The organism is Chelatococcus sp. YT9 (assembly GCF_018398315.1).
Taxonomy (GTDB): domain Bacteria; phylum Pseudomonadota; class Alphaproteobacteria; order Rhizobiales; family Beijerinckiaceae; genus Chelatococcus.
Genome location: NZ_JAHBRW010000002.1, coordinates 1,216,062 through 1,241,865 on the forward strand (window position 1 = coordinate 1,216,062; position 25,804 = coordinate 1,241,865).

Consider the following 25,804-nt stretch of genomic DNA (forward strand, 5'->3'; position numbering starts at 1 on the left):
CCGCGGGCAAGAGCGGCGCCGCGTATGCGACCCGCCGCGGGCGGAGCTTGAGCTGTTCGTTGGAGGGGGCATTGGAAGATATCGTTTTGTCCGCATCGGGGCTGCGGAAGGAATTCATGGGGTTCGTGGCCGTGGATGGCGTGGACCTCGCCGTTCGCAAGGGTTCGGTGCACGCGCTCATCGGCCCGAACGGTGCTGGCAAGACAACGTGCTTCAACTTACTCACGAAGTTCCTGGCGCCGAGCGGTGGCACGATCCACTACAAGGGCAGGGACATCACAAAGTCGAGCCCGGCGACGGTCGCCGAAATGGGCCTTGTGCGCTCGTTTCAGATCTCCGCGGTCTTCCCGCAGTTGACGGTGCTGGAGAACGTGCGCGTCGCCCTCCAGCGCCGGCGCGGCAGTTCGTTCGACTTCTGGCGTAGCGAGAAGGTGCTCAAATCTTATGAGGACGAGGCGCGGCGTCTTATCTCGCTCGTCGGTCTCGCGGGGTTTGAAGCGGCCGCCGCGGCCACGCTGTCATATGGGCGCAAACGGGCTCTTGAAATCGCCACGACCTTGGCGCTGGACCCTGAAGTGCTGCTGCTTGACGAACCAACCGCCGGGATGGCCGTCGAAGACATCGATCGGATCGTTCTCCTCCTGGAGCAGGTTGCCGAGAAACGCACTCTGCTGATGGTGGAGCATAACCTGTCGGTCGTGTCGCGGCTCTGCAGCCGCGTATCGGTGCTATGCCGCGGCCAGGTCATCGCGGAGGGAGACTACCAAACCGTGGCAAGCGATGAACGCGTAAAGGAAGCATATCTAGGCTCCAATCATGCGTGAGGATGCTAGGGCGGATCGTGGCCAGGAAGATGTCACCCCACTGGAGGTACGTGACCTCCATGGCTGGTACGGGGAATCGCATGTGCTGCACGGCATGTCGCTGACGCTCCGCCAGGGAGAAGTTATCGCGCTCTTGGGGCGCAACGGCGCCGGCAAGACGACGACCCTCAGGGCAATCATGGGCGTGTTGGAGCGGCGCTCCGGCTCGGTGCTTGTGGATGGATGCGAGACGATCGGGTTGCCGACCCGATTGATAGCGCGGCTTGGCGTCGCCTACTGTCCAGAGGAACGCGGCATCTATTCCAGTTTGAACGTCGGGGAGAACCTGCGGCTGCCGCCAGTCATCAAACCAGGGGGGCTTCCAGACGAAGCCATATTCGATCTCTTTCCGAATCTGCGCGCCCGCCTACGCAGCCAGGGAACCAAGCTATCGGGCGGCGAACAGCAGATGCTGGCGATTGCGCGCATTCTGCGCACCGGCTCGCGAACACTACTCCTCGACGAGCCGACCGAAGGCCTTGCTCCGATCATCATTGACCAGATTGCGGTGACCGTGCGCAAGCTAAAGGACATGCAATTCAACGTCGTGCTCGTCGAACAGAATTTGCGCTTCGCAAGCGAGATCGCTGACAGGCATTTCGTCGTGGAGCAAGGGCGTGTCGTTGACCAGATCAGCGGCGGCGAATTTGCGTCCAGCCGTTCCAAACTCAACAAATATCTGGGCGTTTGATGCGCTGCGGTCTGCCGGCCCCGAGAGAAGGGGGACAATCGATACATGTTTGAAGCACTTGGTTTCTCCGCGCCGGCATTCTTTGGGCAATTGTTGCTCGGCATAATCAACGGTGCATTCTACGCATTGCTGAGCCTCGGCCTTTCCATTATCTTCGGCCTCCTTAACATCGTGAATTTCACGCATGGGGCGCTCTACATGATGGGGGCTCTCCTTGCCTGGATGCTTCTGAACTACCTCGGCATTGGCTATTGGCCGGCGCTCATCATCGCGCCGATTGCCGTTGGTCTACTAGGCATCCTGCTCGAGCGTGTGTTCATTCGCCAACTTTACAAGCTCGACCATCTTTATGGTCTCCTCCTGACCTTCGGCCTTGCAATGATCATCGAGGGCGCCTTCCGCAACATCTATGGGGTTTCCGGCCAGACCTATGCGATGCCCGCCATCTTCCAAGGTGGCGTCAATCTCGGCTTCATGTACCTGCCGTTTTATCGCGGATGGGTTGTCCTCGTTTCGATCGCCGTCTGTTTGGCGACCTGGTTCGTGATCGAGCGCACAAGCCTCGGTTCCAACCTGAGGGCGGCAACAGAAAATCCAAAGCTGACGGAAGCATTCGGCATCAACGTTCCCCGCCTGCTTACACTCACCTACGGTTTCGGGGTCGCGTTGGCGGGCTTCGCCGGCGTCTTGGCCGCTCCGATTTATTCAGTAAGCCCGACCATGGGCGCTAATCTTCTTATCGTCGTCTTCGCAGTCGTCGTGATCGGCGGCATGGGCTCAATCATGGGCTCGATCATCACGGGTTTCGGGCTTGGTATCATCGAAGGCCTGACGAAGTTCTTCTACCCTGAGGCGGCCAACATCGCAGTATTTGTCATCATGGCCATCATGCTGATGATCAAGCCCGCTGGTCTGTTCGGGAGGGTCGGCTGAGATGGCAACCACCGTCATGCAAGCACAGGTCGAGACCGCAACCGGCCTCGGCATGTCGCGCCAGCACATGATCTATTTCAGCATCCTGCTCACGTTGCTGATCGTCGCGCCGTTTGTCCTTTATCCACTCTTCGTCATGAAGATGCTGTGCTTTGCGCTGTTGGCTTGCTCGCTCAATCTTCTGCTGGGATACGGCGGTCTGCTGTCCTTTGGTCACGCTGCCTATTTCGGCGCCGCGAGCTACATCACTGCCTGGAGCGCGCGCGATCTCGGCCTGACGCCCGAGCTTGCGCTCGCGTGCGGCATCGGCGTGAGCATGCTGCTCGCGTTGGTGTTCGGATCGCTCGCGATCAGACGGCAGGGCATCTATTTCGCCATGATCACGCTCGCTTTCGCGCAGCTCGTCTACTTCGCCTCGCTCCGCGCGCCTTTCACCGGGGGTGAAGACGGCATTCAGGGTGTGCCGCGCGGCAATCTTTTCTCATTGATCCCGCTTGCAAGCGATCTAGGGATGTACTGCTTTGTGGCCATCGTGTTCTTTCTCACGCTCTTGCTGATGCATCGGATCATTCACTCGCCTTTTGGGCAGGTGATGAAGTCGATCCGCGAGAACGAACCCCGTGCCATCTCGCTTGGCTATCACGTGAACCGCTATAAGTTGAGGCTGTTCATCTTCTCGGCCGCCTTCGCTGGACTGGCGGGCGGTATGAAATCACTTGTTTTTAGCGTAGCGACCTTGAATGACGTCTATTGGGAGATGTCTGGCGAGGCGGTGCTGATGACCTTGCTCGGGGGGGCAGGGACCTTCTTTGGCCCGATCCTTGGTGCCGCGGTAATCGTCACCTTGCAGAACCAACTCGCTGCACTTGGTGCATGGATCATGATCATCCAGGGTACGCTTTTCGTTCTCTGTGTGATGCTCTTGCGCGGTGGGCTGGTGGAACTGCTGGGCAGGATTGCCCGTCTTTTCCGGTAGACCTGACCTGTTTCTTCGATGCAAGGCCGCGTGATGCCGATGCCGCCGCAACCACGAGATTCCCGCGACGGCAGTTGCTCTCACACCCGCTGGAGCAGTCCGCGACCGTCAACTGGCTCACAGGCACGCTGAGCCGCTTGTATAAGATGCGTTGTGGACTTTCCGGGCAGATTTACCAGGAAGTGCTATTCAAGAGCACTTTCGTGAACTCCGCAGGGAAGCCACTGGCCGGCGCGCTTGCCGACAGGATCGGACAGAAGTCGTCACGGGCCTTGGCTCTAACTTGTCCACCCACCCCTCCTTCCATGCGCTCAAGGTAAAAGAATATGCCCGCACTCGTCGCAGGGCGCGCTCTTGGTGTGGGCGTGTCTCATCGCCACAGCGATTCCAGCGTCTCGTCCGAAGGGCGACCATCCGTTGCGATACGCCTTGGTCACTGGTGGCGGTTAAGCAGCCCACGTGCACCGAGCGTCGCCATGAGCGCGCGAAGGCCAAACGTCCATGGTTCACAGGCGTCGGTAGTCCGCATTCTGTTGATCAAGGCGCCAAGTTTCGGCGCGGCGATGGTCACGACATCATCGAGTTTGTGCGTGAAGCCTTTGCCAGGTGCGCCGCGATCATCCACCGGCGCGAACATCGTCCCGAGAAACAGCACCGCCCCGTCAGGGTACTGGTGATGAGGGCCGATCATCTGTGCGACGAGATCCTCGGGATCGCGGCTGATCTTTGCGATGGACGATGAGCCCTCCATGCGGAAGCCGTCATCGCCTTCGACAACGAGGGTCACGACCGTGGTTCGGACATCGTCCAGGGTGAACCGATGGTCGAAGAGGCGCAGGAAGGGGCCAAGCACGCAGGCGGCATTGTTGTCCTTGGCCTTTCCCAGCAGCAGGGCGGAGCGGCCTTCGACATCTCGCAGATTGACGTCGTTGCCAAGCATCGCCCCGACGATCCGGCCCTTTGAGGATACCGCGAGCGCGACCTCAGGCTCAGGGTTGTTCCAGCTCGACTGAGGGTGCAAGCCCGCATCCATGCCAACTCCGATCGCCGACATCGGCGGTCCTTTCGTGAAGATTTCCGCATCTGGCCCGATGCCAACCTCGAGGTATTGGCTCCATGCCCCCTCCGCCACCAGTACCTCCTTTAGGGCGAAGGCCTCGGCCGACCCGGGTTTCAGATCAGCCAGATCGTCTCCGACCAAGCGTTTAACCTCCGAGCGGATGGTGGCAGCGACTGCTGGGTTTCCCCGGGCCTTTTCCTCAATGACGCGTTCCAACATGGATACGGCAAACGTAACGCCTGCAGCCTTGATCGCCTGCAGATCGATCGGTGCCAGCAACCAGGGCTTTGTTGTGTCGCGAGTATGCGGCGGCGTATTCCGCAAAACATCCGCAAGCGCAGCGATTCGCTCGCCGTCGATGCTGGCAAGGGCGTTCGCAGGCTCATCGCATTCACAAAGATGGCTAACGGTGAGCACCGAGGGCGTAACGTCGATCAGTTCGTCGCCGCGAACGGTCGCGACGCACGGCCCCTTAAGATCCGGGTTCCACACCCGGCCAACGAGAGTGGCCTCCTGCCAATCCAGCGGCATGACCCGTGCGACATCAAGTGAAATAGAGGGCATGATAGCTCCCGAGTAATGCGCAAATCTGTGTGCTGCGCAGAGGGTATGAGGTCCCTAGATGCCGGGATTGGGCAATCGGCGGCTGCCACCGGTGCGTAAAGGAGACCGGTATTTTTAAGGATATTTGTTCAATACCGGGGTCAGCATGTCGAGATCGGTGCTATAGTGCCTATAACCACGGCATTAGGAGCCACCCCGTTCCGAGCCCACATGACGATATTCTCTGTATACTTGCGACGGAGATCGATAACAGATGCTTCGGAGTACCAGGCCGCATGCGGGGTGACCACCGTGCGCTGATGGTGAAGAACGGGATGGTCCATCGGTGGCGGTTCGTTTGGCATGACGTCGAGACCTAGCCCTCTGAGGCGTCCATCTTCAAGTGCCCGCAGCGCTGCGTCAAGATCGATCAGCCCGCCACGAGAGGTATTGACGAGGTAAGTCCCTCGTTCCGGAACCGCGGCCAAAAGCGCATCATTGATGAGATGCCGGCTACCTCGTGTCAGTGGTACATGAAGGCTTATGGCATGGGCGTGGGCGAACACTTCCTGTAATGAAGCCTTAGTAACGCCTGCCGGCCAGCGAGCGTCATCGATGAACGGGTCATAGGCGATCACATCCTTGAAGAATGGCCTTGCCCGTTCCATAGCAAAGCGTCCGAGCCGACCAAGTCCTACGATTCCAAGAGAAAGATCTGCGATACGGTTTATGGGGCCAGTCGCCTGAAAATCCCAAGTGCCGCCGCGAATATTTCGGTCATAGAACGGCACGTGTCGGAGAAGAGCGAAGAGAAGTGCGAGGGCGTGGGTTGGCACTTCGTCGAAGCCATAGTCCGGCACATTGGACACCCAGACGCCGTGGCGCTCGGCCGCGGGCAGATCGATCGAGTCCACGCCGATGCCATAGCGGCTAATTGCACGCAGCGATGGCAAGGCATCGAATACATCTGCCGTGACGGGAGCGTATTGGACAAGAAGAGCGTCGGCATCGCGGCCTGCATCAATGACGTCAGCAGGTGTTCGGCAGGATGCGACCTCGACCTCGAAGCCGGCGTTGCGAAGCAGGTCGATCTCAATATCGGGATTGCGGATTTCCGTGTCAGTTATCAGAGCTTTCATGCGTTGCTGCCCTCCCGTTCGGCGTGACGATCTGGATACTGCAGGTCGTCACGCCTGAAGTCTTATTTTGGGTGAAACTGGACAACAACACGTTCTGCGAAGATGGGAGTGCAGAACTCCTCGAAGAAACGTTGATGTTCGGTGGATTCTGCATAGTCACGATAACCTTGCTGGTCATCGAACTCCAGCACGAGGCCAACGTCATAGTTACCTCGGAATCCATGACGCTTCACATGAGATTCGCCGCCCGATCCCTCATTGGCACCGATATACCAGGATTTGATGACCGGAAGGCTCTCGGCGAGTTTTGGGAAATTTGCGAAGTAACGCTCCACGGCACCGGGATCCGCGTCCGGCTTGAACTTCAGAATGGCCATATGACGAAACATACTTCACTCCCTTTCGATGATTGGTTAAAAAACGCGCTTCTGACCATAGGATTACGGACGTGAACCGCGTTTCTTAGTGAAATGCCGAGTTTCGACTAGTAGATACCGCAGTAATTACGTTTGAAAATCTTCTGGGTAGATTTCTCTCGATGGCCTATGTGGCCAGCCAGCCACCATCAACGCGGATTTCGGCCCCCGTTACGTAGTCGGAGGCGGCTGAGGCAAGGTAGATCGCCGCGCCTGCGAGATCCGCCGGATCACCAAGACGTTGCATGGGAATGCGCGACATGACCCAGTCATGCTTGGCGCTATCCGCAAACAGGTCTTCGGTGATGGCTGTGCGATAGTATCCGGGAATGATGGTATTCACACAGATACCCTCGACAGCCCATTCATTGGCCAAGACGCGCGCGAGGCCCGCGATACCGCTTTTGGCGGCGGCGTAGGCGGAGACGTTGCGGATGCCGATGTGAGAATTGAGCGATCCAACAAAGATAATCTTGCCACCTGCGCGGCGATCAACAAGATGACGGGCCGTCGCCTGCGCCAGCAAAAATGCGGCCTTCAGATGAATATCTGTGATGCGGTCCCAGTCCTCCGCCGTAAGTTCCAGGGCTGGCTTGCGGATTTGGGACCCGGCGGCATGAAGGAGCACATCCAGCCTGCCGTTCTCTGCCACGATCCTGTCCACAAGCAGCGTTGGGCCGGCGGGGTCAAGCAGATCAACGCTTACGGTGGAGGCCCGACCACCTGCTAATCGGATTGACTCGGCCGCCTCCTCCAGTTCGATTTGACCACGCCCGGCGAGCACCACCACGGCGCCGGCTTCGGCCAGGCCCTTCGCCATGGCCCGGCCAAGCCCACGTCCGCCGCCGGTTACGACGGCGACACGCTCAGAGAGATCAAACAGTTTCACGCTCGTTGCCCCTTAGAGATGCGACAATCGCCGGCTGCCGTGCCGAGGCCGAACGCCCGGATGGCCGTTCCGCCCAAAACCATTGCGCTCTCATGGGGCTTCAGGCCGGAGATGAGCGCACGTATACCTTTCCACAATGTTGTGTAATTCGCGGTCAAAGTTGAAACTGGCCAGTTGCTTGCCGCCATGATCCGGCCTGGGCCAAAATGCTCGAGCACGTGATCGACATATTGGCGCAGCTCATCAGGCGCCCAGCTCCACTCCAGAGCAATGTCTAGTCCAACCGAGAGCTTGATATAGATATTGGGCAGCTGACCTGCGCGCGCGATTTGGCTGGCCCATGGCTCCCAGCCACCGGTGACAACTGGCGGGCGCGCCAAGTGGTCAATGACCATCGTCATGTCAGGATGGCGCTCGGCCGTCGCCAGGACGGCATCGAAGCGAGCCGCATCATTCGGCACCACGTCAAATACGAGCCCCTGCGCCGCAACGACCCCGATGGCCTCCTGAACCGCGGGCTGAAGCAGCCAGCTTGGATTAGGCTCGAAATTGATGAGATGGCGAATTCCCACGAGCTTGTCGCGATGAGGGAGGGCGTGAATGGCGTTCGCGGTCGCTTCAGGCCCGGCCAAGGGAACCCAGCCGACAACGCCAGATATCCAGGGCGTCACCGCCGCGAGCCTCAGGAACTCCCTCGTCTCGTCCGGATCGTTCAAGGACTGCATCAGAATCGTTCCGTCAACCTGGGCTCGGTGCATCAACTGGTTGAGGTCAGCGGGTGTGAAATTACGCGCGAGGACGGGGAGAGCCTTGGCCGGCCAAATGTGGTCGCGCTGGCCCAATCGCCATACATGCTGATGGGCATCTATGACTGTCATGCCTCCCTCCCTAGATCCGCATCGGCGAGGGAAATCGGACCTTCTCCCAACTGACGATGGGCGATGATCGCAAGACCTGCGGCCGCAACGCCAAGCACGACCATGGTCCACCAAGCGGCGGCATAAGAAGTGGTTTGTGCAATCCAGCCGAACGCAAGAGGGCCCAGCACGGCGCCCACAAATACCCCCGCCTGCGTAACGCCGGTCGCGGCTCCGGCGGCGCCGGGACTGCCCCTTACAACCGCGAGTGTCGAGAGCCCCGACCATCCCCATCCCAAACCGAAGCCCAGCGCGGTGCCGATGGTAATCGCGAGCCAGCCCTGCCCGAGTGCCAGGCAGGCATAGCCAGCCGCGCCGCCTGAGAAGAGCAGCGAGACCGCCAACATCATGGGAAAATCCCGCCGATCGGCAACAAGTCCTGCGCTAATTCTCACGATAATCGACGCGATACTGCCCATGGCGAGTACGATACCGGCGCCGGCCTCAGCATGTCCTGCTGCCGTAATCGATGACACGAGGAATGCTGCCATCCCGTTCGCGGCGCCGGCCCCGCAACCCGACATGGCGGCGAGCGTCATTAATGTCCCGAAGGGCATCGTCGCTCTGGCCGCGCCATGTCGTGGCTGGGGAGGTGCTGTATCTCGCGGTAGCCCGAGCCATACGATCGCCGTCGCCAACGCGGCCAATCCAAAGGCCCAGCGCCAGCCCATTGTTAATCCCACGAAGGGCACAGCCAAGCCGCCGGCCATCGTTGCCAGTGGTATCGATGATTGCTTCATGCCGAAGGCAAAGCCTTGGCGCGTGCCATGGACATGACGGGATACGGCGAGGTTTGTGGATGGTTGCACCCATCCGTTGGCGAGGCCGGCGAACGCCAGGCACGTGATGATCATGCCCGCGTTCCAGCCGATGGCCGCGATGCCGAGGAGCGCGAGTGCCGTCAACACGAGGCCGGCACCCGTCGTGCGCCAAGGGCCGACACGGTCTGCTGCTCGGCCGAAGGCCCCCGCTCCTATGGCTGACAAACTGTAGAATACCGCCACGGCAAGGCCGAGCCCGAAAGCATCCAGTGTGATGTCGTCGCGAATGAGCGGCGACAAGCTGCCAATGAGAAAGACGGGTATGATTGTCAAAGTCTGGGAGGCGACCGCCATTCCCAGCGCCCGCCCACCCGAATGGAGCTGGCTCACTTCAATGGCTCCAATGCCCCAATCCATGGCAGGCTCGACAACGCCCTTAGGTTGTCCTGCGTGACCTGGCGCAATCGCACGCGGCGCGTCGAACCATCACGCCCGCTGAACATGCCAAGCCGTGCGAGCCGCTCGTTGTGGAAGCGTTCAGGCTCGAAATTCAACACGACGAGGACGTCTACAAGACCTTCCCGAACGATGGCCGGATCAACACGCGCGTCCCGGGTGATCATGCCAAAAGCTTGTTGTCCGAAGAGGATGCCGCCGATGATGACCACGCCCAGCGACAACCGCGCGATCTCCTTCAGGGGCAGCCGGCGTTTTAGCGGAGTGGGAGTGGTAATCGCTGCTGTCGCCATATCAGATCCCTTTGGTCGAAGTCACAAGGCCCCATCGTTCGACAGTGCGCCGCTCGATCGGCACCAGCAGATAGCGATCCATAAGCAGGCCGAGAATGCCGATCACCATGCAGCCCGCAATGATGATGTCCGCCCGGTGGAACTCCGCGGCGCGGAAAATCATCTGCCCCAGGCCGACCGTCGCGCCGACAAGTTCAGCCGCGATGAGCGCGCGCCAGCCGAATCCCAAGCCGGAGCGGATGCCGGAGAGAATATAGGGCAGGGCACCGGGCAGTGTGACGCTGAGGACCGTTTGCAGGCGGCTCCCACCAAGTGTGCGCACGCCGAGTTCTAGAACCGTCGGCACAAGTTGAACACCGAGAACAGTATTTTGAAACACCAGAAAGAAGACCGTATTCCAGATAAGGAAAACGACGAGCGCTGTGCCAATCCCGAGCCATCCGATGACGAGCGGGAGCCACACGATGCCAGATATAGCGTTGAAAAAAATGACAAGGGGACTGACGAAGGCCGAAACGTTCCGGTTAAGGCCGACGAAGAACCCACCAATGACGCCCGTGATGACACCGACGGTGGTTCCGAGAACGAGACGCCAGAGGCTGGCTGCGACGTTCTCCCAGAGCCTGCCATTGATCGCGAGCTCCCAGAGCGTCGTAAATACGGTCCAGGCAGCGGGCAAGGTGCCGACCGGCGGCCGAGCATAGAGCCAGTAGACCGACCAGCCGAGGAGCAGGATCAGAAACGGCACGGCAGGCAGGAATTGCCAGACGATCCGCCCAGGTGAGAAGAAGAGCCGGCGCGCGTGACTGTTCTCGTTCATCGCCTGAGCACTCCCCAGCGGGCAAAGGTGAGGTTTTCGATTGGCTGGATAATTAGGCGGTCCACCACGACATACAGGACACCGATGATGATCATGCCGCTGATGATGCGATCTATCTGGCCGAATGTGCGTGCGCCGAAGATCAGGTCGCCCAGCCCGCCCTGCCGAATAAGCATTTCAGCTGCAATCAGGGCGCGCCAGCCATAGCCCATGCCAAGCCGCAAGCCCACGACGATGCTCGGGAGGGCGCCGGGAAGATAGACGTCTCGAACGATGCGTAGCCGGCTCGCGCCAAGGGATTGCAAGGCGAGCGCGTAGCTGGGCGGTATAGCTCGGACACCGAGCATCGTATTGAAGATAACCGGGACAACGAGCGTGTACACGACGATCACGAGAACGGTCGTATCTGTAAATCCGAACCAAATGATCGCAAGGGGAAGCCACGATATGCCGGAAACCCCCTGGAAAAAACGGAGAAACAGGCTGAGCGATCGGGCTACATACTTGTTTGCTCCTACGGCGAAGCCCAACGGGATACCTAAGACAGCCGAGACGAGAACCGCGATGCCGATCATGGAGAGGCTCGAGGCCGCGTAATCAGCCAGGATGCCGCGCGAGAACAGCGTCCATAGCGAGCTGGCGACCTGCGCCGGTGAAACAAGAACGCGGTCGGACAGATCAAGAGCCGCCTTGATAGCCCACCAGAATATTATCAGCGTGGCGAATGGCAGCAGGAAGCGTGAGCTTCGCAATGCTTCGCGAAGAGTGGACGCAAAAAGATTGCTTTGAACAAGAGACGGTGCAGTCGATGAGGCGATAACCGTTGTCATGACGCCTCCTGCAGCAGTTGTTTATCCGACGATTGTAGTGCAGAATCGATACGCTCGTCGCGTACAAGCCGCAGAACCTGCTCGCAAATGGCTTGCATCTCGAGGTCGCTCGTAAACGATTCCCAGTCTCGCCCGCCGTTCTGGCGGCGGGGGACCTCGATGCTGGCCTTGATACGCCCAGGCCGGCGGCTCATCACCAGAACGCGGTCGGCCAGGAATACGGCTTCATCGACGCTGTGTGTAATGAAGAAAACGGTCTTGCGGGTACTAAAGGTAAGGCTCGCCAGTTCCTCCTGCAGCGTCAGCCGGGTCATCGCGTCGACAGCGGCGAAAGGCTCGTCCATCAGAATGATATCCGGATCCGCTGCCCAGGTTCGGGCTACGGCGACACGCTGGCGCATGCCGCCTGACAATTCATGCGGATAACGATCTTCGAAGCCCCTCAGGCCGGTCAATGCGATGAGGCGGTCGACGATGCGATCCTTCTCCGCTTTCGGTGTTCCGACGATCTCCAAGCCATGCGCGATGTTTTTCCGCACGGTCCGCCAGGGAAGAATAGCAAGTTCCTGGAACACGACACCACGGTCTCGTCCGGGGCCCGTAACAACCTTGCCGTCGCAGATGATCCGGCCTCGTGTCGGTGTAATGAAGCCTGCGATCGCCTTGAGCAAGGTCGTCTTCCCGCATCCACTCGGCCCGACGAGCGTGACGAACTGTGCGGTGGGTATCTTCAGGTCGATCAGGCCGGTTGCTTGCACGGGGCCATCGGCCGTCTCGAAGAAATGCTGGAAGCCATCAACGATGATCTTATCCGCCGTGGTTTCGGCCATTTCGCTTGCCCCTCATGCTGGTACGGGTTCTGGCTGAAGTCGCGTCCTGCCGTCTTCGCTGAGCCATACTGTTTCTGCAGCGTCAGTATTTGGAACTCCGATATAGCAAAAGACGAGTGATGCTTCTTCCGTTTCTGAGGCATTGGCAATCACATGAATTGCGCCCGCCGGCACGTAGACGAAGTCACCCCCTTCAAGAATAACTTCCTGGCGATCACTTGCATCGCTGCGCGCGTACCAGAGCTTGATCTTGCCGTAGAGAATATACCAGACCACATCATTCGCGGCGTGATAGTGCGTGGGATTAGGGCCCGCTCCCGGAACAAGAATGCTCCGGCCCATAGTCGCGTTCGGCGTGTCGACCGTTTTATCGTTGATACCGAAGCCAATACGCAGCGGCGGCTCATAGCTCACGTCGGTACCTATATTGCGCTCGCGAACAACAGTGACAACCTGCTTTTCAAAAGGAACCATCATTATCTCCTTGAGGGGGACTTCAAGCGCACTAGTTCAAGGCGCCTTTGCAGTCGGAAAGATTGGCGGGCAACGGAGGCAGGTCGGCGAACAGCTCCGGATTGCGCTCCATGACTTTGTCGAGCACACTCCGCTCCGCAAATTCGTTGGCAGACTTGAAGGCGGCCCCTTTGATCAGGCCTTGTGAGATCATATCATTGCCGGTCTTCAGCAGGCCTTCATCTGTGCAGATCGAGATGCGAGGATCCCAAGCCATGTGCTTGATGCCTTCGGTCGCGTCGGCGACGTTCAGACCGTCGAGATGGTAGGTGGCAATCTTCGCCGCCTCGGCTGCATTCTGGCGCACAAACTGAGTGCCTTCGGCAAGACCCAGCGCGAATGTCTCAAGAAGGTCTTTGTTGTCGGCGATGTATTTCTCGTTCGCGAGAACGCCGATGACATCCGCGACGAGGCCGGGTGCACCGCGGCTCACCACAAGTCCATTATCGCCAAGCTCTCGCAGGCTCTGTTGCAGGTAAGGCTCCCATGGAACCGTGGCATCAACCACACCCTGCATGAGCGAGATGGGCATATCGGGAACAGGTACGTTCACGATCTGCACTTGCTTCGGGTCGACACCGTTTCTCGCGAGATATTCAAGCAGATATACCTCTTGCGTGCTTCCGGCGAGGCTTCCGATTTTCTTGCCCACGAGTGATTTAGCGTCCGCTGTAACTCCTCGATCCTTGCGCCCGACAATGCCGCGACCACCGGCGACAGCGATGTAGGCTGCGTCGTTGTAGTAGGGAATGACACCCTTGATCATGTTGCCACTGGCTCGGGCGCTGGCCGTTGTCGTGCCCATGTTGGCACCGCCTAGTTGGGCTTCGCCGGCATTCAGGGCCTGCGTGATTTCCCGACCGCTCGCGACCAACTTGAGCCGGACATTCAGCCCGCGTTTCGCCCAGTAGCCGTTTTCGACAGCCGCAAAGGCAGGCGTCGAGAACAGATTGTTCCCGAGAACGAAGACCACCTCCTTCGCGGTGGGCTGCTCTGCGAGTGCCGTACCAGGCGAGGCCAGCATAAGGGCAGCGGCGGCAAAATATGCGTGCCTTAACAGATGAGTGCGTTTCATTGTTTCCTCCGGTTGTGCGCTTGTGGCCGACCGCCTTGCTTGTCGTTTGACCTCATGGGCTATGTGGCGGATTATCAAGCGGGTGGATGCAGGTCCGTCCTGTGCTAGCGTCCTTCCCATGATGGTTGCCGCTTGGCGACGAATGCTGAGACGCCCTCTTGGAAGTCGTGACTCCCATATGTCTCAGCGACAAGATCGTCTCCGTTCGGCATTGTCGCGTGCAGAATGCGCCGCATCGCCTCCTTGGCAGTCCGCATTGTCACCGGCGCGTTGGCGGACAGGCGTTCGCAGATCGCCGCGACACGCGCGTCGAGCATGTCGATGTTCACAATCTCTGCCAGAAAGCCGCTCTCGAGCGCTTCTTCGGCGCCAATTGGCTCGGCGAGCATCAACATCTTCTTCAGCCGCGAGGCGCCAAAGCCCGCCGATAGACGTGCGTAGTTGGCAATCGAGAGACAATTGCCGAGCGTCCGCGCGATTGGAACTCCGAAGCGCGCATCAGGAGTGGCGATCCTGAGATCACAGACCCCGGCGATCGCCAGTCCGCCGCCGATCGCCCAGCCATCGATGACAGCGAGGGTTGGAACGGGGAGTCCCTCAACGGCCGATAAGAATTTTTCCATCCGGGCCTCATAAGCCAACCCGTCTGCCGCGCTTGTGAAATGACGAAATTGGGCAATGTCGGTTCCCGCCACGAAAGCCCGGCCGCCAGCACCGCGAAACACGGCGCAGCGTAACTCCCGGTCGCCTACGACAGCCGCGCAGGCGTCAGCCAATTGTTCGTACATCCTCCAGGTCATCGCGTTATGCGCATGCGGTCTGTCAAAAGTGATATGCGCGACCGCGCCCTCCCTGCGGTACCTGACGGCTCCCTCGCTCATGACGCGGACGCTCCGTTCTTCGTATTATCCTTTAGATGATCCGGGGATAGGCCGAGCTCGCGCAGGATTTCTTCTGTATGCTGCCCCAGCATCGGCGGGGCATGACGTACCTGCTGCGGCGTTCTGCTCATCTTCACGGGAAACCCGAGTGACTTTATAGGTCCTTCAGCTGGATGCTCGATCTCGAGCACCATGTTGCGCTCTCGTGTATGATCTGCCGCAAGAGCTTGCTCGAAATCGAAAACGGGAGCCGCCGGAACTCCAACCGCGAGCAGCCGGTCCACCCACTCGGCCGCGGGTCTCGTCCTGAAGATTGGCTCGATTTCGTCGATCAGCTCCTGACGATGCTTCAAGCGTACAACATTATTGTGGAATCGTGGATCATCGACGAGATCAGGCCGGCCGATGACGCCACAAAGACTTGTCCAAAGCTTTTGGTTTGCGGCGCCCACAACGAAATATCCATCCGATGCACGGATTGCCTGATAGGGCGCGCTCATCCTGTTTGCGGTGCCCAACGGCTGCGGCGTGCGGCCGGTTCCCCAGTATTCCGTCACCTCCCAGATCGAAAGCCCGAGGGCCGTTTCGAACAAGGAGGCATCCACATGCTGGCCAAGTCCGGAAGCCTGTCGGCCGATATACGCACTGAGAATTCCGTAGAGTGCGAGCATCCCGGAGCCGAGATCTGCAATTGGGACGCCACATTTGACGGGCTCGGCGCCTGGCAGGCCGGTGGCGCTGAGCACGCCGGACATAGCCTGTGCGATGAGATCGAAACCGGGGCGCTGAGACCACGGCCCAGTTTGCCCAAACCCTGAAATGCTTGCGTAGATCAGGCGCGAATTAATCCGCGCAAGTGTATCATAGTCAATCTTCAGACGCTCTGTCACACCCGGCCTATTGTTTTCGACAAGTATATCCGCCGTTTCGACGAGCTTGTAAAATACATCCCTACCCCGGTCTGTCTTCAAGTCGATCTCAATGCTGCGCTTGTTGCGGTTGAGCGCAAAGAAACCGGGGCTGTCATCGCTCAGGAGGCGGAACCCCATCGCCTTCCGGGTTTGGTCGCCCATGCCGGGAGGCTCGACTTTTATGACATCCGCGCCCATGTCGCCGAGCAACATGCAACAGAATGGACCAGCCATCACCTGGCTGACATCGAGAACGCGAATACCCGCGAGCGGAAGCGTCATGACGAGCAACCAATCACGTCACAACGACGTGAGATGTAGGAATGCTTAGCGGAATGCTGGCAAGCATCAACGATGATGCGGACAGGCATCTCGAACTCCCTCATGTTTTACGGATCCGCAAGGATCTCAATTCTTGATATTGGGCAGCTATCGTTCCGCGATGCTACCTAGGCTCGCATAACCACAAATACGCGCAGATTAGCCCTTTCGGGGAACCAGGAACTCTGGCGTAGTCGTGCATCTTTTGATGCCGGCCAGTATGGCGATCAGAGAGATATACTGGTCTCCGGCAGTATCAAAGGCGCGTCAAACCGTATTGTTCAATGATCGAAACCATGCCGGCCGCTGCTTTTTCGCGGTGATCTTTATAAAGTTGTCTCGCGTCGTCGCTGTCTCCGCGCAGAATCGCATTGACCACTTCGCGATGCTCTCTCGTCGAGTCGACCGGTTTCGGCCGCAGGCGCAACGTGAACATCCGCGCGCGATGTGACTGTTCCCAGACGCCCATCACCATGGTTGCCAGTCGCTTATTGCCACAGAGTTCCACGAGGGAAAGATGGAAGCGTTCGTCCGCCTTCGCCCATTCGTTCAGATCATCCCGGGCCATGGCGACTTCCATGTCGTCGCAAGCGCGCACCAGAGGTTCAATCTCCCCCTGGGATGGCCGCCGGCGAGCAAGCAGTTCGGTCGCGGTCATCTCCAGGCTGATCATGATCTCATAGATTTCGCGCATATCCTGCGGTGAAAGAGGAAGCACGCGCATCCCGTGGCGTGGAACAACCTCAACAAGACCCTCCTGCGCAAGCCGAACAAGCGCCTCGCGTATCGGCGTTCTCGAAAGGCCCAGGTCGTTCGCAAGAACCTGTTCAAGAACAGCAATACCAGGCGCATAGTCGTTGTCGAGGATGCGCTGCTTGATCTTTGTGTATGCAACCTGAGCCGAGCGCTCGTTGGAACGCGTCGACAACGGCTCGGATACTGCCTCGGCTACGCCTGTCATCTTGAAACTCGTTAGCGCATCCATATGCTTGAGCGCTAACGTATACGTTAATGCGTCCGTGACAAGCTTTTTTTTTGAAGGCTGAACAAGGGGCAGATAAGCACACCTGTCTAGGCGCCTGGCCGGGAGGGTTCCGGGGCCCGTGCCGGAGGCGCTCTCGTCCCGTTCTTCGATGGGCGTCGTGGCGGCTATTCGCCATCAGGCCACGTGAGCCGCTTGTATTACCCAAATTTTCCCAAGTCGCTTTGGCCGGCGGTTGCGAAGCGTAACCGTCGGCTGCCATGTTCGGCGCACAACGATAAGATCGGGAGGATCACAATGAGCTCAAAACGATTGTCCATGCGGCTGCTGGCTGTTGCCGCCGCCGTTTCGCTTGCCTCAACCGCGGCCATGGCAGCGCCTAAGACGGTCACTTTATGGCATGTGTTCAATCTCGACACCGACATGATCCATGGCGGCATCGAAGCCTTCAACAAGGCTCAGGACGAATATCGCATTGAGGCGCGCGTGGTGCCTGCGACTTCGATGGTCACGGAACTGATCAAGGCGACGGCCACCGGCTCGGTGCCGGATCTCGCGACCCTCGACAATCCGGTCGTCGCGAGCTTCTCCGGCCAGGGAACCCTGACCGACCTGTCGCCGCTGGTCGCGAAGTCCGAGGTGGTGAAGCCTGAGATCTACTTCCAAGGGCCGTGGGCGTCGGCCCAGTGGCAAGGAAAGACCTATGGTGTGCCGCGCGACGCCAACACGCTGGCGCTCTACTACAATGCCGACATGTTCCGGGCGAAGGGCCTTGATCCGGACAAACCGCCCCGCACCTGGTCGGAACTGCGCGCTGCAGCCGAGAAGCTGAGGGACCCGGCCAAGAATGTCTATGGCTTCGGCTTCAGCGCCATTCAGGCCGAGGAGGGTGTCTTCCAGTTCTTACCGTTCCTAACCCAGGCGGGGGGATCGATCGACAAGCTCGACCAGCCCGAGGCAGCTGCTGCGCTCGATTTCCTTGTCGAGATGATGAAAGCCGGCATCATCTCCAAGGATGTCATCAACCAGCGCCAGTATGAGGTTGCCAACACATTCATGGCCGGCAATACCGCGATCGCCTTCGGCGGCCCGTGGGAATTGCCGCGCATGGAGCGGGAAGCGAAGTTCGACTGGCGGCTGACTCTGTTGCCGGTGAAGGATGACAAGAACATCGCCGCCTCGGCTCTCGGCGGCTATGTCTTCGTCGTGCCGAAGGGCGCCAAGCAACCTGAGGGCGCGTTCAAGTTCATCGAATTCATGTCGAACCCGAAGATCCTGAACGAGGGCTGGAAGACGGGGCGTCTGGCCCCACGTACCGATGTGAAGGTCGAGAACCCGCAGTGGCCGCAAGCCTACGGCATCTATCTCGAGCAGATGCAGTCGGCCAAAGCGCGTGGACCCCATCCGCAATGGCCTGACATCTCCAAGGCGCTCCAGACGGCGATCCAGGAGGCTTTAACCGGTGCCAAGCCCTCGGCGCAGGCCTTGCAGGAAGCCGCGAAGAAGATCCAACCGATTCTCGCGAAGACGCCTCTCTGACCTTCCACCCCGGGCTGTGCCTGCAGGCGCAGATCGCATCCCGCAAGAATGTGCCAGTCGGATGATCATTCCGGCTGGCAGCTTCTGGAGCTGATTGATGGCTAAGGCTCAACAGCCTCTTCTTTATGTATTCCTGGCCATACCCGTCCTCTATCTCGTCGCGCTCGTCGGTTTTCCAGTGTTCTACAACCTGGTGATGAGCGTTCAGGAGGTGAATCTGGGCAATATCTCGTCGCTTGTCCGCCCCTTCATCGGTCTTGAGAACTACCGCGCGGTTATTGCAGACCCGTCTTTCCAGAAAGTTTTCGTCAATTCCATTCTTTTCGTCGGCGTCAACGTCATCGCGCAACTCGTGATCGGGTTAGCGGTCGCCTTGTTTTTCTCAAGGGAGTTTCCGGGCGCGGGTCTTCTCCGCGGCCTACTGCTCGCGGCATGGATGCTGCCCGCCCTGGTGGTCGGCGCCTTGTGGAAATGGATTTTCGCCACAGAATATGGCCTTGCTAACGCGGCCTTGACGTCGCTCGGCATCATCGATGCTGGCATCCACTGGCTGTCGGATCCGCGTGTTGCCCTGACGTCGGTTACGATCGCCAACATCTGGTTCGGCATGCCTTTCAGCATGATCCTGATTGCCGCGGCGCTGATCGCTATTCCGCGGGAACTCTATGAAGCGGCAGCGCTCGATGGCGCCGGTGCCGTCGCACGGTTTCGCTACATCACCTTGCCGAGCCTCACCGCCACTCTCCTGGCTGTCGCGTGTCTCGTCACCATCTATACCATGCGAGCGTTCGATCTTATCTTTGCGATGACGCAGGGCGGGCCACTTGACGCGAGCAATGTGCTTCCGCTTCTCTCCTATCAATTCTCCTTCCAGCAGTTCAAATTCGGCATTGGCTCAGCCATCGGCACGTTCTCCTTCGTCATCGTCTTTGCCGTCGCGCTCCTATACGTGCGCACTCTGAAGAAGGAGGCTCTGTCGTGAGCGCTCGCGTCGCCACTGCGCCCCGTATCGGCTGGCCCTATACGTTGATCGCGATCTGCGGCGTTGCCGTCTATCTTTTCCCGATTTACTGGATGTTCACCTCGGGCCTTAAGACATCAGCGGAGATTTTTGCGAATCCTCCGACCCTTGTTCCGCAAAGACCAACACTCGACGCCTTTGCCCACGTCTTCGCGCGGGAAAATGTTGTCCGGTACCTTCGCAACAGCATCGCCATCGCGGTCCCCGTCACCGTTCTGACACTTGTGATGGGCGCGATGGGCGCCTATGCGATGAGCCGTCTCCGCAACCGGATCGTCGACGCCGCGCTGATCACTGTTCTCGTTCTGCAAGTATTTCCCGAGGCACTTCTTGCGACGCCGATGTTCATCATCTTCCGGACGCTGGACATACTCAATACATTTTCGGCCGTGATCCTGGCGACGACCTCGAAGACGCTCGCCTTCGCGCTCGTTGTGTTGCGTCCCATGTTCAGGCAGGTGCCGATCGAACTGGAGGAAGCCTCTCGCGTCGATGGTTGCAGTAATTGGCAGACGTTCTGGCGCATCGTGCTGCCTCTCATGCGCACGCCGCTTATTGTCGTTGGCACGCTGGCGTTCGTGCAGGCCTATGGCCAGTTCGTTTATGCGCTGACCCTGATGAGCGATCAGGAGCTGCAGCCCGCGACAGTCGGCATTTACAGCTTCGTCGGAGCCGAATACGCGGATTGGCATCGTGTGATGGCTTTTTCCTCCGTTTTCGTCGCCCCAATCATCATCCTTTTCCTCCTCATGCAGCGGAAAATCGTTGCCGGCCTCACCGCCGGCGCGCTGAAATGAAGGACGCCCCCATGCGTGTGACGATCTGGAACGAATTCCGCCACGAGAAAGCCAATCCGGCCGTGGCGGCCATCTATCCGCAGGGCATTCATAGCGCCCTTGAAGCCGGGCTGGCGCGGCACGACCTTGGTGCGATCCGTACCACCACTCTCGATGAGCCATCGCAAGGGCTGCCCGACGAACTGCTCGAGCAGACGGACGTGCTCGTCTGGTGGGGGCATCGCCATCATGATGAGGTGAGTGATGACACGGCGACGCGGGTCTGCGCTCGCGTTCATGCCGGCATGGGCCTCGTCGTCCTGCATTCCGGACATTTTTCTAAGGTTTTCAAGCGGCTGATGGGTACGCCTTGCACCCTCAAATGGCGGGCTGACGGGGAGCGCGAGCACATCTGGACCGTCGATCCGTCCCATCCGATCGCGACGGGAATTCCTGCCCATTTCACGCTGGAGCGGGAGGAAATGTATGGCGAGCCGTTTGCCGTGCCGACGCCGGACGAGATCGTCTTTCTCGGCTGGTTCAAAGGCGGGGAGGCGTTCCGCAGCGGCTGCTGCTATAAGCGGGGCCTCGGCCGCATCTTCTATTTCCAGCCGGGACACGAGACCTTTCCAACTTATCACGATCCGACAATTATCCATGTGATCGCCAACGGCATCCGTTGGGCCGCGCCAGTGGCCATGATGGAAAACCTCTTCGTGAACGAGCGCGTTCAACCGACGGAGGCGATCCCGTGAGCTCGCGTGTCTATGTGGCCGGCACCGCCGACACCAAGGGCGAGGAACTCGTCTATATCCGCGACCTCATCCGTGCGGAGGGCGTGGTGGCCGTCATTGCCGATCTCGCCACCCTGCCGCATGACGGTGTCGCCGATATCTCCGCCCGCGAGATCGCCAGCCATCACCCGGGCGGAGTTGACGCGGTCTTCACCGGCGATCGCGGTTCCGCGGTCGCCGCCATGACGGAGGCGTTCAGGCTTTTTCTTGCTGGACGCGATGATGTCGCCGGCACCATCGGGATCGGCGGTTCCGGGGGCACGGCTCTCGTCGCACCGGCGTTCCGGACGCTGCCGATCGGCACTCCGAAGCTGATCGTTTCGTCGGTGGCCTCCGGTCAGGTCGCCGGCTATGTCGGGCCGAGCGACATCGCGATGATGTATTCAGTGACGGACATTGCCGGCCTCAATCGCATCTCGCGGGTCGTCCTTGCCAATGCCGCCCACGCGGTTGCGGGCATGGTGCGCCATCGCCTGGATCGCGGCGACGAGGGGGACGTGAAGCCGGCCGTCGGCGTCACGATGTTCGGGGTCACCACACCCTGTGTGACTGCCGTGACGGAGCGTCTTGCCGCGCGGTACGATTGTCTTGTGTTTCACGCTACAGGCACGGGCGGGCAGTCGATGGAGAAGCTCGCCGACTCAGGGCTTCTCTCGGCCGTGGCCGATCTCACCACAACCGAGGTCTGCGATAAGCTGATGGGTGGGATTTTTCCCTGCACGAACGATCGTTTCGGTGCGATCGCGCGGTCGCGAGTGCCCTATGTCGGGTCCTGCGGCGCGCTTGACATGGTGAATTTCGGCGCACCCGAGACGGTGCCGGATCGCTATATGGGTCGGCTGTTCTATCACCATAATCCGCAAGTCACGCTGATGCGTACCACGGCAGAGGAAAACGCCCTCATGGGGCAGTGGATCGGCGAACGGCTCAACCTCTGTGAAGGCGAAGTCAGGTTCCTGCTGCCGGAGGGAGGGGTTTCCCTGCTCGATGCGCCGGGCCAGGCCTTCCATGATCCTGAAGCGGATGCTGCGCTGTTCGATGCGCTTGAGCGCACGGTGAAGCAGAGCAGGCGGCGGAGGCTGCTGCGCGTTCCCTATGCCATCAATGATGGGAAATTTGCCGACGCCGTTGTTGAACAGCTCGACGATTCAGTCCGGAGTGCCAGCTATGGCCGTTGACAGACAAGACCTCCTCGCCCGCTTTCAGGCCATGATCGCGCGGGGCGAACCCATCATCGGCGGTGGCGCGGGCACGGGTCTGTCGGCCAAATGCGAGGAAGCCGGCGGCATCGACCTCATCGTCATCTACAATTCAGGCCGCTACCGGATGGCGGGCCGTGGGTCTCTCGCCGGCGTGCTTGCCTATGGCAACGCCAACGAGATCGTCGTTGACATGGCTCGCGAGGTCCTGCCGGTCGTGCGGCACACGCCCGTTCTCGCGGGTGTGAACGGGACCGACCCGTTCTGCCATTTCGACAGTTTTCTCGACCATCTGAAAGCGATCGGCTTCGCCGGGGTGCAGAACTTCCCGACCGTCGGCCTGATCGATGGGGTGTTTCGCGCCAATCTGGAAGAGACCGGCATGAGCTACGATCTGGAGGTCGATCTCATCCGGCTCGCCCATGCCAAGAACATGCTGACGACGCCCTATGTCTTCAACGAGGATGACGCCCGTGCCATGACCGAAGCGGGCGCCGACATCATCGTCGCGCATATGGGCCTTACGACAGGAGGCGCGATCGGCGCCGAGACAGCGCTGACCCTCGACGATTGCATCCTGCGGATCGCCACAATCGCGTCCGCCGGGCGCGCCATCCGCAGCGATGTCATCGTACTCTGCCACGGCGGTCCGATTTCGACGCCCGAGGACGCGCGCTATGTGCTCGACCGGTGCCCGAGCTGCCATGGCTTTTATGGCGCCAGCAGCATGGAGCGCCTGCCATCGGAAATCGCTCTCACCGAGCAGACACGAAGCTTCAAGACGATCCGCCGCCGCGCGGCGACAGGTCCTAGAGATCCTCGGACGAACTGAACCAATTCGAACAATAGGACTGCGGGAGCAACGCCATGGCCAAAGTTTATGTGAGCGGAATCATCGACGCGCCCGTCGATCAGGTCTGGGACTATGCGCGGGACTACAACGGCCATGGCGAGTGGCACCCCTTGATCGCGAAAAGCGAGGTCGAGGACGGCAAGCCCAGCGATCAGGTCGGCTGCGTCCGCAATTTCACCACGACGACCGGCGGCCACCTGCGCGAGCGCCTTTTGTCCTTTTCCGATCTCGATCGCAGCTTCACCTACAGCATTCTCGTCTCGCCCATGCCGATCGAGAACTATGTCGCGACCTTCGCGGTGAAGCCGATCACCGAGGGCAACAAGACCTTCGTGGAATGGTACGCGACCTTCGATGTCGGCCCGGACGACGAGGCGCGCATCCGCCAGCAGGTCGGGCGGGATACCTTTGGCGCGGGCATCGTAGCCTTGGAGAAAGCCGTGAAGGCGCGGTAGGCGGAAGCGCAATTTAGAAGATACGTGCGCGCCGGTCTTTCCGGGACTTCGCGTCAGCGAAGGCCTGGAAGCCATGAACATGGCACTGGACAAGAAGATACGCCGAACCGCACGCCATGGCGGTCGGTGTCGTCTTCATGGATCCCCGGCGGGGCCTTGCGGTCCGTCCCGGGAGGACGCTGTCATCCCGCGTGAAATCCGTAAGCCTCAACCGCGCCTTCAGCGCTCACCGCCGGCAGCAAGAAGGCCGTAAGCCCTCATCTTGTTGTAGAGCGTCTTGCGCGAAATGCCGAGATAAGCGGCGGCGCGGCCTTTCCGGAACCGGTTTTCCCTAAGGCCGTGCAGGATCCAATCCATTTCCGATTTGAAACTGCCGATGGAAACGCGGTGGGCACTGAGCTGCGGAAGGTGATCTTCGGTGATCACGTCACCGGACGCAGCGAGCACCGCGTGCTCCAGAACCGCAGTGAGCTCGCGCAGATTCCCAGGCCAGGGGTGGTCCGCGAGAATCCGGAACGCGGAGGCGTCTAGGCTCTTCCGTAGGCTGGAATGTCGGCGTTCGATCGCGCGTAAAGCCTCCTCGATCAGTGTGGGAAGATCCTCAAGCCGTTCGCGCAAGGGTGGCAAGGTTATGGTGAAACAACCCAACCATTCGGCAAAGCGTCGATCAACCTCATGATCTGTCGAACTTCGGAGATCGCGCCCGGAGATACCGAGGCAGCGTACATTAAGAAGGATCGAGCTGTCCCCGCCCATGCGCCAGAAGCGCCCGCTTTCCACCGCCTCGATGATCAAGGACTGGATCTCGCGCGGGAGCGTATCGACATCGTCGAGCATGAGCGACGAGCCATGGGCTATCTCCAGCCAGCCAAGCCGGGTCTTGCTGATTGTGGGATGTGCCCCCGCCATGCAGCCGAACAAGTCGAGCTGCAAGCGCTCGGCTGGTTGATTGGCGCATTGGATGGCGACAAGATCGCGCGCCTTGCGAGGCCCGGCGTTATGCAGCGCCCGCGCCACGTCTCTACGGCCGGATCCCGGCTCCCCGACAAGAACGATGGGATGATCAGTGCCCGTGAGGTGAGCGAACATGGCACGTGCGTCCTCCGCCGCCCGGGAATGCCCCCATAGCGCGAGCGGGAAGCGCCGCTTGCTGCGGTCGTGTTCCATGCCTTTTACCGTCTGACGCAGGACGCCGATTGCCTTGAACGCCGCGGTGACGACTTCGATGGCCGCTTCGGAGGGCACACGATCAATGGTCGATCCCCCTATATAGCCATCCACCTCGGCGATTTGGCAGAACTCCTCAAGCTGTCGCGGGCTGACGATAGGTCCGCCCTCAACAACGCAGCGCGTGCCCGGTGATATCGTCCGTACGCGTTGCGCGATTCGGTTGGCGATGAGAGCGGCTTCCTCGATTTTGAGATCGGAACTCGCGCCAAGAACTCCGCCAACATTCCACCCGAGATCAATATTGACCATTTCGATCCCTGCGGAGGCCGCCTCAGCCGCTTCCGCTTCGTTCTGGATATAAGCAAGAGTCGCAAGCCCCCGCGTCTTCGCCCGGCGCAGCAGGTCCAGTTCCCGCTTGAAACCGACGCCGCTCTGTTCGAGGAGCGAACGATAGGCGCCATCGATCAGCACCGCAGTTGGAAAGTTGGCAACACCGCCGAAGCCGCTCGCCGCTATCCGCTCGATGAGGGCATCGAGGTCAAGGCGCGGGTCAAAAGATGCGGCGCCAAAGAAGACAGGGACAGTCGCCCGCGGCAGGATCTCCGTTGGTGCGAAGCTCATCACAAATTCATTGCTGTCGCGCAGAGGGAGCATGGCGGCAATGGAGGGCTCGCCGATGCAACGCATCCGCCCCGCGGACAGGGCAAGGAGAAAATCCGCTCCACCGCGCGTGGCCGATTGCGCCGCCATGCCGGTGCCTATCGCCGCGCCGACGAGAAAGCGGCGTCGCGCCCCCCGGGTCACCGCTAGTTCATTCCTCAACCGATGCAGGGCTTCCTGCAGCGCGCCCTCCTGAGGTGCCACGTCCCGGCCGGTATCGTTGGCCTTGGCCATCCC

Annotated in this window: 27 protein-coding genes; 11 read left to right on the plus strand and 16 right to left on the minus strand. The window is 60.0% G+C overall.

What is annotated here, in order from left to right:
- The first annotated feature begins 116 nt into the window (after positions 1-116).
- Genes KIO76_RS25555 through KIO76_RS25570 form a run of 4 tightly spaced genes read left to right on the plus strand, consistent with a single transcriptional unit; the run spans position 117 to position 3,463 of the window.
- A complete protein-coding gene (locus KIO76_RS25555; RefSeq protein ID WP_213327111.1) occupies positions 117-824 on the plus strand; it encodes an ABC transporter ATP-binding protein in 708 nt (235 codons plus the stop codon).
- On the plus strand, positions 817-1,554 hold the full coding sequence (locus KIO76_RS25560) for an ABC transporter ATP-binding protein (RefSeq protein WP_213326384.1): 738 nt from the start codon (positions 817-819) through the stop codon (positions 1,552-1,554). Before KIO76_RS25555 ends, KIO76_RS25560 begins: the two co-directional genes overlap by 8 nt.
- Before the next feature lie 45 nt (positions 1,555-1,599).
- A complete protein-coding gene (locus tag KIO76_RS25565; protein WP_213326385.1) occupies positions 1,600-2,487 on the plus strand; it encodes a branched-chain amino acid ABC transporter permease in 888 nt (295 codons plus the stop codon).
- A 1-nt stretch (position 2,488) separates the two neighbouring features.
- Entirely contained in the window at positions 2,489-3,463 is a 975-nt protein-coding gene (locus KIO76_RS25570; RefSeq protein WP_213326386.1) for a branched-chain amino acid ABC transporter permease, read from the plus strand.
- Positions 3,464-3,896: 433 nt separating this feature from the next.
- On the opposite strand, the gene KIO76_RS25575 is transcribed toward KIO76_RS25570, so the two are convergent.
- The 15 genes from KIO76_RS25575 to KIO76_RS25645 all read right to left on the minus strand — a co-directional run bounded on the left by KIO76_RS25575 (position 3,897) and on the right by KIO76_RS25645 (position 17,079).
- Positions 3,897-5,087 carry a fumarylacetoacetate hydrolase family protein gene (locus tag KIO76_RS25575; RefSeq protein ID WP_213326387.1) on the minus strand — a complete coding sequence of 397 codons (1,191 nt, stop codon included), beginning with the start codon at positions 5,085-5,087 and terminating at the stop codon, positions 3,897-3,899.
- Between the two features lie 140 nt (positions 5,088-5,227).
- Complete coding sequence (locus KIO76_RS25580; RefSeq protein WP_213326388.1) at positions 5,228-6,205, minus strand: C-terminal binding protein; 978 nt, start codon at positions 6,203-6,205, stop codon at positions 5,228-5,230.
- Between the two features lie 62 nt (positions 6,206-6,267).
- Positions 6,268-6,594 (minus strand): Dabb family protein, encoded by a 327-nt coding sequence (locus KIO76_RS25585; RefSeq protein ID WP_213326389.1) that lies wholly within the window; start codon positions 6,592-6,594, stop codon positions 6,268-6,270.
- Between the two features lie 154 nt (positions 6,595-6,748).
- Positions 6,749-7,510, minus strand: a complete 762-nt coding sequence (locus KIO76_RS25590) for an SDR family NAD(P)-dependent oxidoreductase (RefSeq protein WP_291977090.1) — start codon at positions 7,508-7,510, stop codon at positions 6,749-6,751.
- Complete coding sequence (locus KIO76_RS25595; RefSeq protein ID WP_213326390.1) at positions 7,507-8,388, minus strand: amidohydrolase family protein; 882 nt, start codon at positions 8,386-8,388, stop codon at positions 7,507-7,509. The genes KIO76_RS25590 and KIO76_RS25595 overlap by 4 nt, the downstream gene beginning before the upstream one ends.
- Positions 8,385-9,578 (minus strand): MFS transporter, encoded by a 1,194-nt coding sequence (locus KIO76_RS25600; protein ID WP_213326391.1) that lies wholly within the window; start codon positions 9,576-9,578, stop codon positions 8,385-8,387. Before KIO76_RS25600 ends, KIO76_RS25595 begins: the two co-directional genes overlap by 4 nt.
- Positions 9,575-9,937, minus strand: coding sequence for a hypothetical protein (locus tag KIO76_RS25605; RefSeq protein ID WP_213326392.1), 363 nt, complete (start codon positions 9,935-9,937; stop codon positions 9,575-9,577). The genes KIO76_RS25600 and KIO76_RS25605 overlap by 4 nt, the downstream gene beginning before the upstream one ends.
- 1 nt (position 9,938) lies before the next feature.
- A complete protein-coding gene (locus KIO76_RS25610; protein ID WP_213326393.1) occupies positions 9,939-10,757 on the minus strand; it encodes an ABC transporter permease in 819 nt (272 codons plus the stop codon).
- Positions 10,754-11,587, minus strand: a complete 834-nt coding sequence (locus tag KIO76_RS25615) for an ABC transporter permease (RefSeq protein WP_213326394.1) — start codon at positions 11,585-11,587, stop codon at positions 10,754-10,756. The genes KIO76_RS25610 and KIO76_RS25615 overlap by 4 nt, the downstream gene beginning before the upstream one ends.
- Entirely contained in the window at positions 11,584-12,417 is an 834-nt protein-coding gene (locus tag KIO76_RS25620) for an ABC transporter ATP-binding protein (RefSeq protein WP_213326395.1), read from the minus strand. Before KIO76_RS25620 ends, KIO76_RS25615 begins: the two co-directional genes overlap by 4 nt.
- A gap of 12 nt (positions 12,418-12,429) precedes the next feature.
- On the minus strand, positions 12,430-12,891 hold the full coding sequence (locus KIO76_RS25625; RefSeq protein ID WP_213326396.1) for a cupin domain-containing protein: 462 nt from the start codon (positions 12,889-12,891) through the stop codon (positions 12,430-12,432).
- Between the two features lie 31 nt (positions 12,892-12,922).
- Positions 12,923-14,005 carry an ABC transporter substrate-binding protein gene (locus KIO76_RS25630; protein WP_213326397.1) on the minus strand — a complete coding sequence of 361 codons (1,083 nt, stop codon included), beginning with the start codon at positions 14,003-14,005 and terminating at the stop codon, positions 12,923-12,925.
- Positions 14,006-14,109: 104 nt separating this feature from the next.
- A complete protein-coding gene (locus tag KIO76_RS25635) occupies positions 14,110-14,886 on the minus strand; it encodes an enoyl-CoA hydratase/isomerase family protein (protein ID WP_213326398.1) in 777 nt (258 codons plus the stop codon).
- On the minus strand, positions 14,883-16,079 hold the full coding sequence (locus tag KIO76_RS25640) for a CaiB/BaiF CoA transferase family protein (RefSeq protein WP_213326399.1): 1,197 nt from the start codon (positions 16,077-16,079) through the stop codon (positions 14,883-14,885). The genes KIO76_RS25635 and KIO76_RS25640 overlap by 4 nt, the downstream gene beginning before the upstream one ends.
- 295 nt (positions 16,080-16,374) lie before the next feature.
- A complete protein-coding gene (locus KIO76_RS25645) occupies positions 16,375-17,079 on the minus strand; it encodes a GntR family transcriptional regulator (protein ID WP_213326400.1) in 705 nt (234 codons plus the stop codon).
- Positions 17,080-17,397: 318 nt separating this feature from the next.
- Here KIO76_RS25645 and KIO76_RS25650 point away from each other — a divergent pair, with 318 nt between their 5' ends.
- The 7 genes from KIO76_RS25650 (at position 17,398) to KIO76_RS25680 (ending at position 23,737) form a co-directional block, all read left to right on the plus strand.
- Positions 17,398-18,639, plus strand: a complete 1,242-nt coding sequence (locus tag KIO76_RS25650; protein WP_213326401.1) for an ABC transporter substrate-binding protein — start codon at positions 17,398-17,400, stop codon at positions 18,637-18,639.
- A gap of 97 nt (positions 18,640-18,736) precedes the next feature.
- The gene (locus KIO76_RS25655; protein ID WP_213326402.1) at positions 18,737-19,621 is read left to right on the plus strand and encodes a carbohydrate ABC transporter permease; all 885 of its coding nucleotides are present in this window, start codon (positions 18,737-18,739) and stop codon (positions 19,619-19,621) included.
- Entirely contained in the window at positions 19,618-20,457 is an 840-nt protein-coding gene (locus KIO76_RS25660; RefSeq protein WP_213326403.1) for a carbohydrate ABC transporter permease, read from the plus strand. The genes KIO76_RS25655 and KIO76_RS25660 overlap by 4 nt, the downstream gene beginning before the upstream one ends.
- Positions 20,458-20,468: 11 nt before the next feature.
- Entirely contained in the window at positions 20,469-21,191 is a 723-nt protein-coding gene (locus KIO76_RS25665) for a ThuA domain-containing protein (RefSeq protein WP_213326404.1), read from the plus strand.
- A complete protein-coding gene (locus KIO76_RS25670; RefSeq protein ID WP_213326405.1) occupies positions 21,188-22,408 on the plus strand; it encodes a Tm-1-like ATP-binding domain-containing protein in 1,221 nt (406 codons plus the stop codon). Before KIO76_RS25665 ends, KIO76_RS25670 begins: the two co-directional genes overlap by 4 nt.
- Complete coding sequence (locus KIO76_RS25675) at positions 22,398-23,261, plus strand: phosphoenolpyruvate hydrolase family protein (protein ID WP_213326406.1); 864 nt, start codon at positions 22,398-22,400, stop codon at positions 23,259-23,261. Before KIO76_RS25670 ends, KIO76_RS25675 begins: the two co-directional genes overlap by 11 nt.
- A gap of 35 nt (positions 23,262-23,296) precedes the next feature.
- Complete coding sequence (locus tag KIO76_RS25680; protein WP_213326407.1) at positions 23,297-23,737, plus strand: SRPBCC family protein; 441 nt, start codon at positions 23,297-23,299, stop codon at positions 23,735-23,737.
- Between the two features lie 219 nt (positions 23,738-23,956).
- Here the strand turns inward: KIO76_RS25680 and KIO76_RS25685 are convergent, their stop codons facing one another.
- Positions 23,957-25,801 (minus strand): phosphoenolpyruvate hydrolase family protein, encoded by a 1,845-nt coding sequence (locus KIO76_RS25685; protein WP_213326408.1) that lies wholly within the window; start codon positions 25,799-25,801, stop codon positions 23,957-23,959.
- Positions 25,802-25,804 lie beyond the last annotated feature (3 nt).

Excerpts from the sequence above, each read along its gene's own strand:
- KIO76_RS25595 (WP_213326390.1), bottom strand. The coding sequence starts at position 8,388 with ATGACAGTCATAGATGCCCATCAGCATGTATGGCGATTGGGCCAGCGC.
- KIO76_RS25650 (WP_213326401.1), top strand. The coding sequence starts at position 17,398 with ATGAGCTCAAAACGATTGTCCATGCGGCTGCTGGCTGTTGCCGCCGCC.
- KIO76_RS25655 (WP_213326402.1), top strand. The coding sequence starts at position 18,737 with ATGGCTAAGGCTCAACAGCCTCTTCTTTATGTATTCCTGGCCATACCC.
- KIO76_RS25570 (WP_213326386.1), top strand. The coding sequence starts at position 2,489 with ATGGCAACCACCGTCATGCAAGCACAGGTCGAGACCGCAACCGGCCTC.
- KIO76_RS25555 (WP_213327111.1), top strand. The coding sequence starts at position 117 with ATGGGGTTCGTGGCCGTGGATGGCGTGGACCTCGCCGTTCGCAAGGGT.
- KIO76_RS25575 (WP_213326387.1), bottom strand. The coding sequence starts at position 5,087 with ATGCCCTCTATTTCACTTGATGTCGCACGGGTCATGCCGCTGGATTGG.
- KIO76_RS25685 (WP_213326408.1), bottom strand. The coding sequence starts at position 25,801 with ATGGCCAAGGCCAACGATACCGGCCGGGACGTGGCACCTCAGGAGGGC.
- KIO76_RS25605 (WP_213326392.1), bottom strand. The coding sequence starts at position 9,937 with ATGGCGACAGCAGCGATTACCACTCCCACTCCGCTAAAACGCCGGCTG.
- KIO76_RS25615 (WP_213326394.1), bottom strand. The coding sequence starts at position 11,587 with ATGACAACGGTTATCGCCTCATCGACTGCACCGTCTCTTGTTCAAAGC.
- KIO76_RS25645 (WP_213326400.1), bottom strand. The coding sequence starts at position 17,079 with ATGACAGGCGTAGCCGAGGCAGTATCCGAGCCGTTGTCGACGCGTTCC.
- KIO76_RS25680 (WP_213326407.1), top strand. The coding sequence starts at position 23,297 with ATGGCCAAAGTTTATGTGAGCGGAATCATCGACGCGCCCGTCGATCAG.
- KIO76_RS25560 (WP_213326384.1), top strand. The coding sequence starts at position 817 with ATGCGTGAGGATGCTAGGGCGGATCGTGGCCAGGAAGATGTCACCCCA.
- KIO76_RS25630 (WP_213326397.1), bottom strand. The coding sequence starts at position 14,005 with ATGAAACGCACTCATCTGTTAAGGCACGCATATTTTGCCGCCGCTGCC.
- KIO76_RS25675 (WP_213326406.1), top strand. The coding sequence starts at position 22,398 with ATGGCCGTTGACAGACAAGACCTCCTCGCCCGCTTTCAGGCCATGATC.
- KIO76_RS25585 (WP_213326389.1), bottom strand. The coding sequence starts at position 6,594 with ATGTTTCGTCATATGGCCATTCTGAAGTTCAAGCCGGACGCGGATCCC.
- KIO76_RS25665 (WP_213326404.1), top strand. The coding sequence starts at position 20,469 with ATGCGTGTGACGATCTGGAACGAATTCCGCCACGAGAAAGCCAATCCG.
- KIO76_RS25640 (WP_213326399.1), bottom strand. The coding sequence starts at position 16,079 with ATGACGCTTCCGCTCGCGGGTATTCGCGTTCTCGATGTCAGCCAGGTG.
- KIO76_RS25580 (WP_213326388.1), bottom strand. The coding sequence starts at position 6,205 with ATGAAAGCTCTGATAACTGACACGGAAATCCGCAATCCCGATATTGAG.
- KIO76_RS25610 (WP_213326393.1), bottom strand. The coding sequence starts at position 10,757 with ATGAACGAGAACAGTCACGCGCGCCGGCTCTTCTTCTCACCTGGGCGG.
- KIO76_RS25565 (WP_213326385.1), top strand. The coding sequence starts at position 1,600 with ATGTTTGAAGCACTTGGTTTCTCCGCGCCGGCATTCTTTGGGCAATTG.
- KIO76_RS25635 (WP_213326398.1), bottom strand. The coding sequence starts at position 14,886 with ATGAGCGAGGGAGCCGTCAGGTACCGCAGGGAGGGCGCGGTCGCGCAT.
- KIO76_RS25625 (WP_213326396.1), bottom strand. The coding sequence starts at position 12,891 with ATGGTTCCTTTTGAAAAGCAGGTTGTCACTGTTGTTCGCGAGCGCAAT.
- KIO76_RS25620 (WP_213326395.1), bottom strand. The coding sequence starts at position 12,417 with ATGGCCGAAACCACGGCGGATAAGATCATCGTTGATGGCTTCCAGCAT.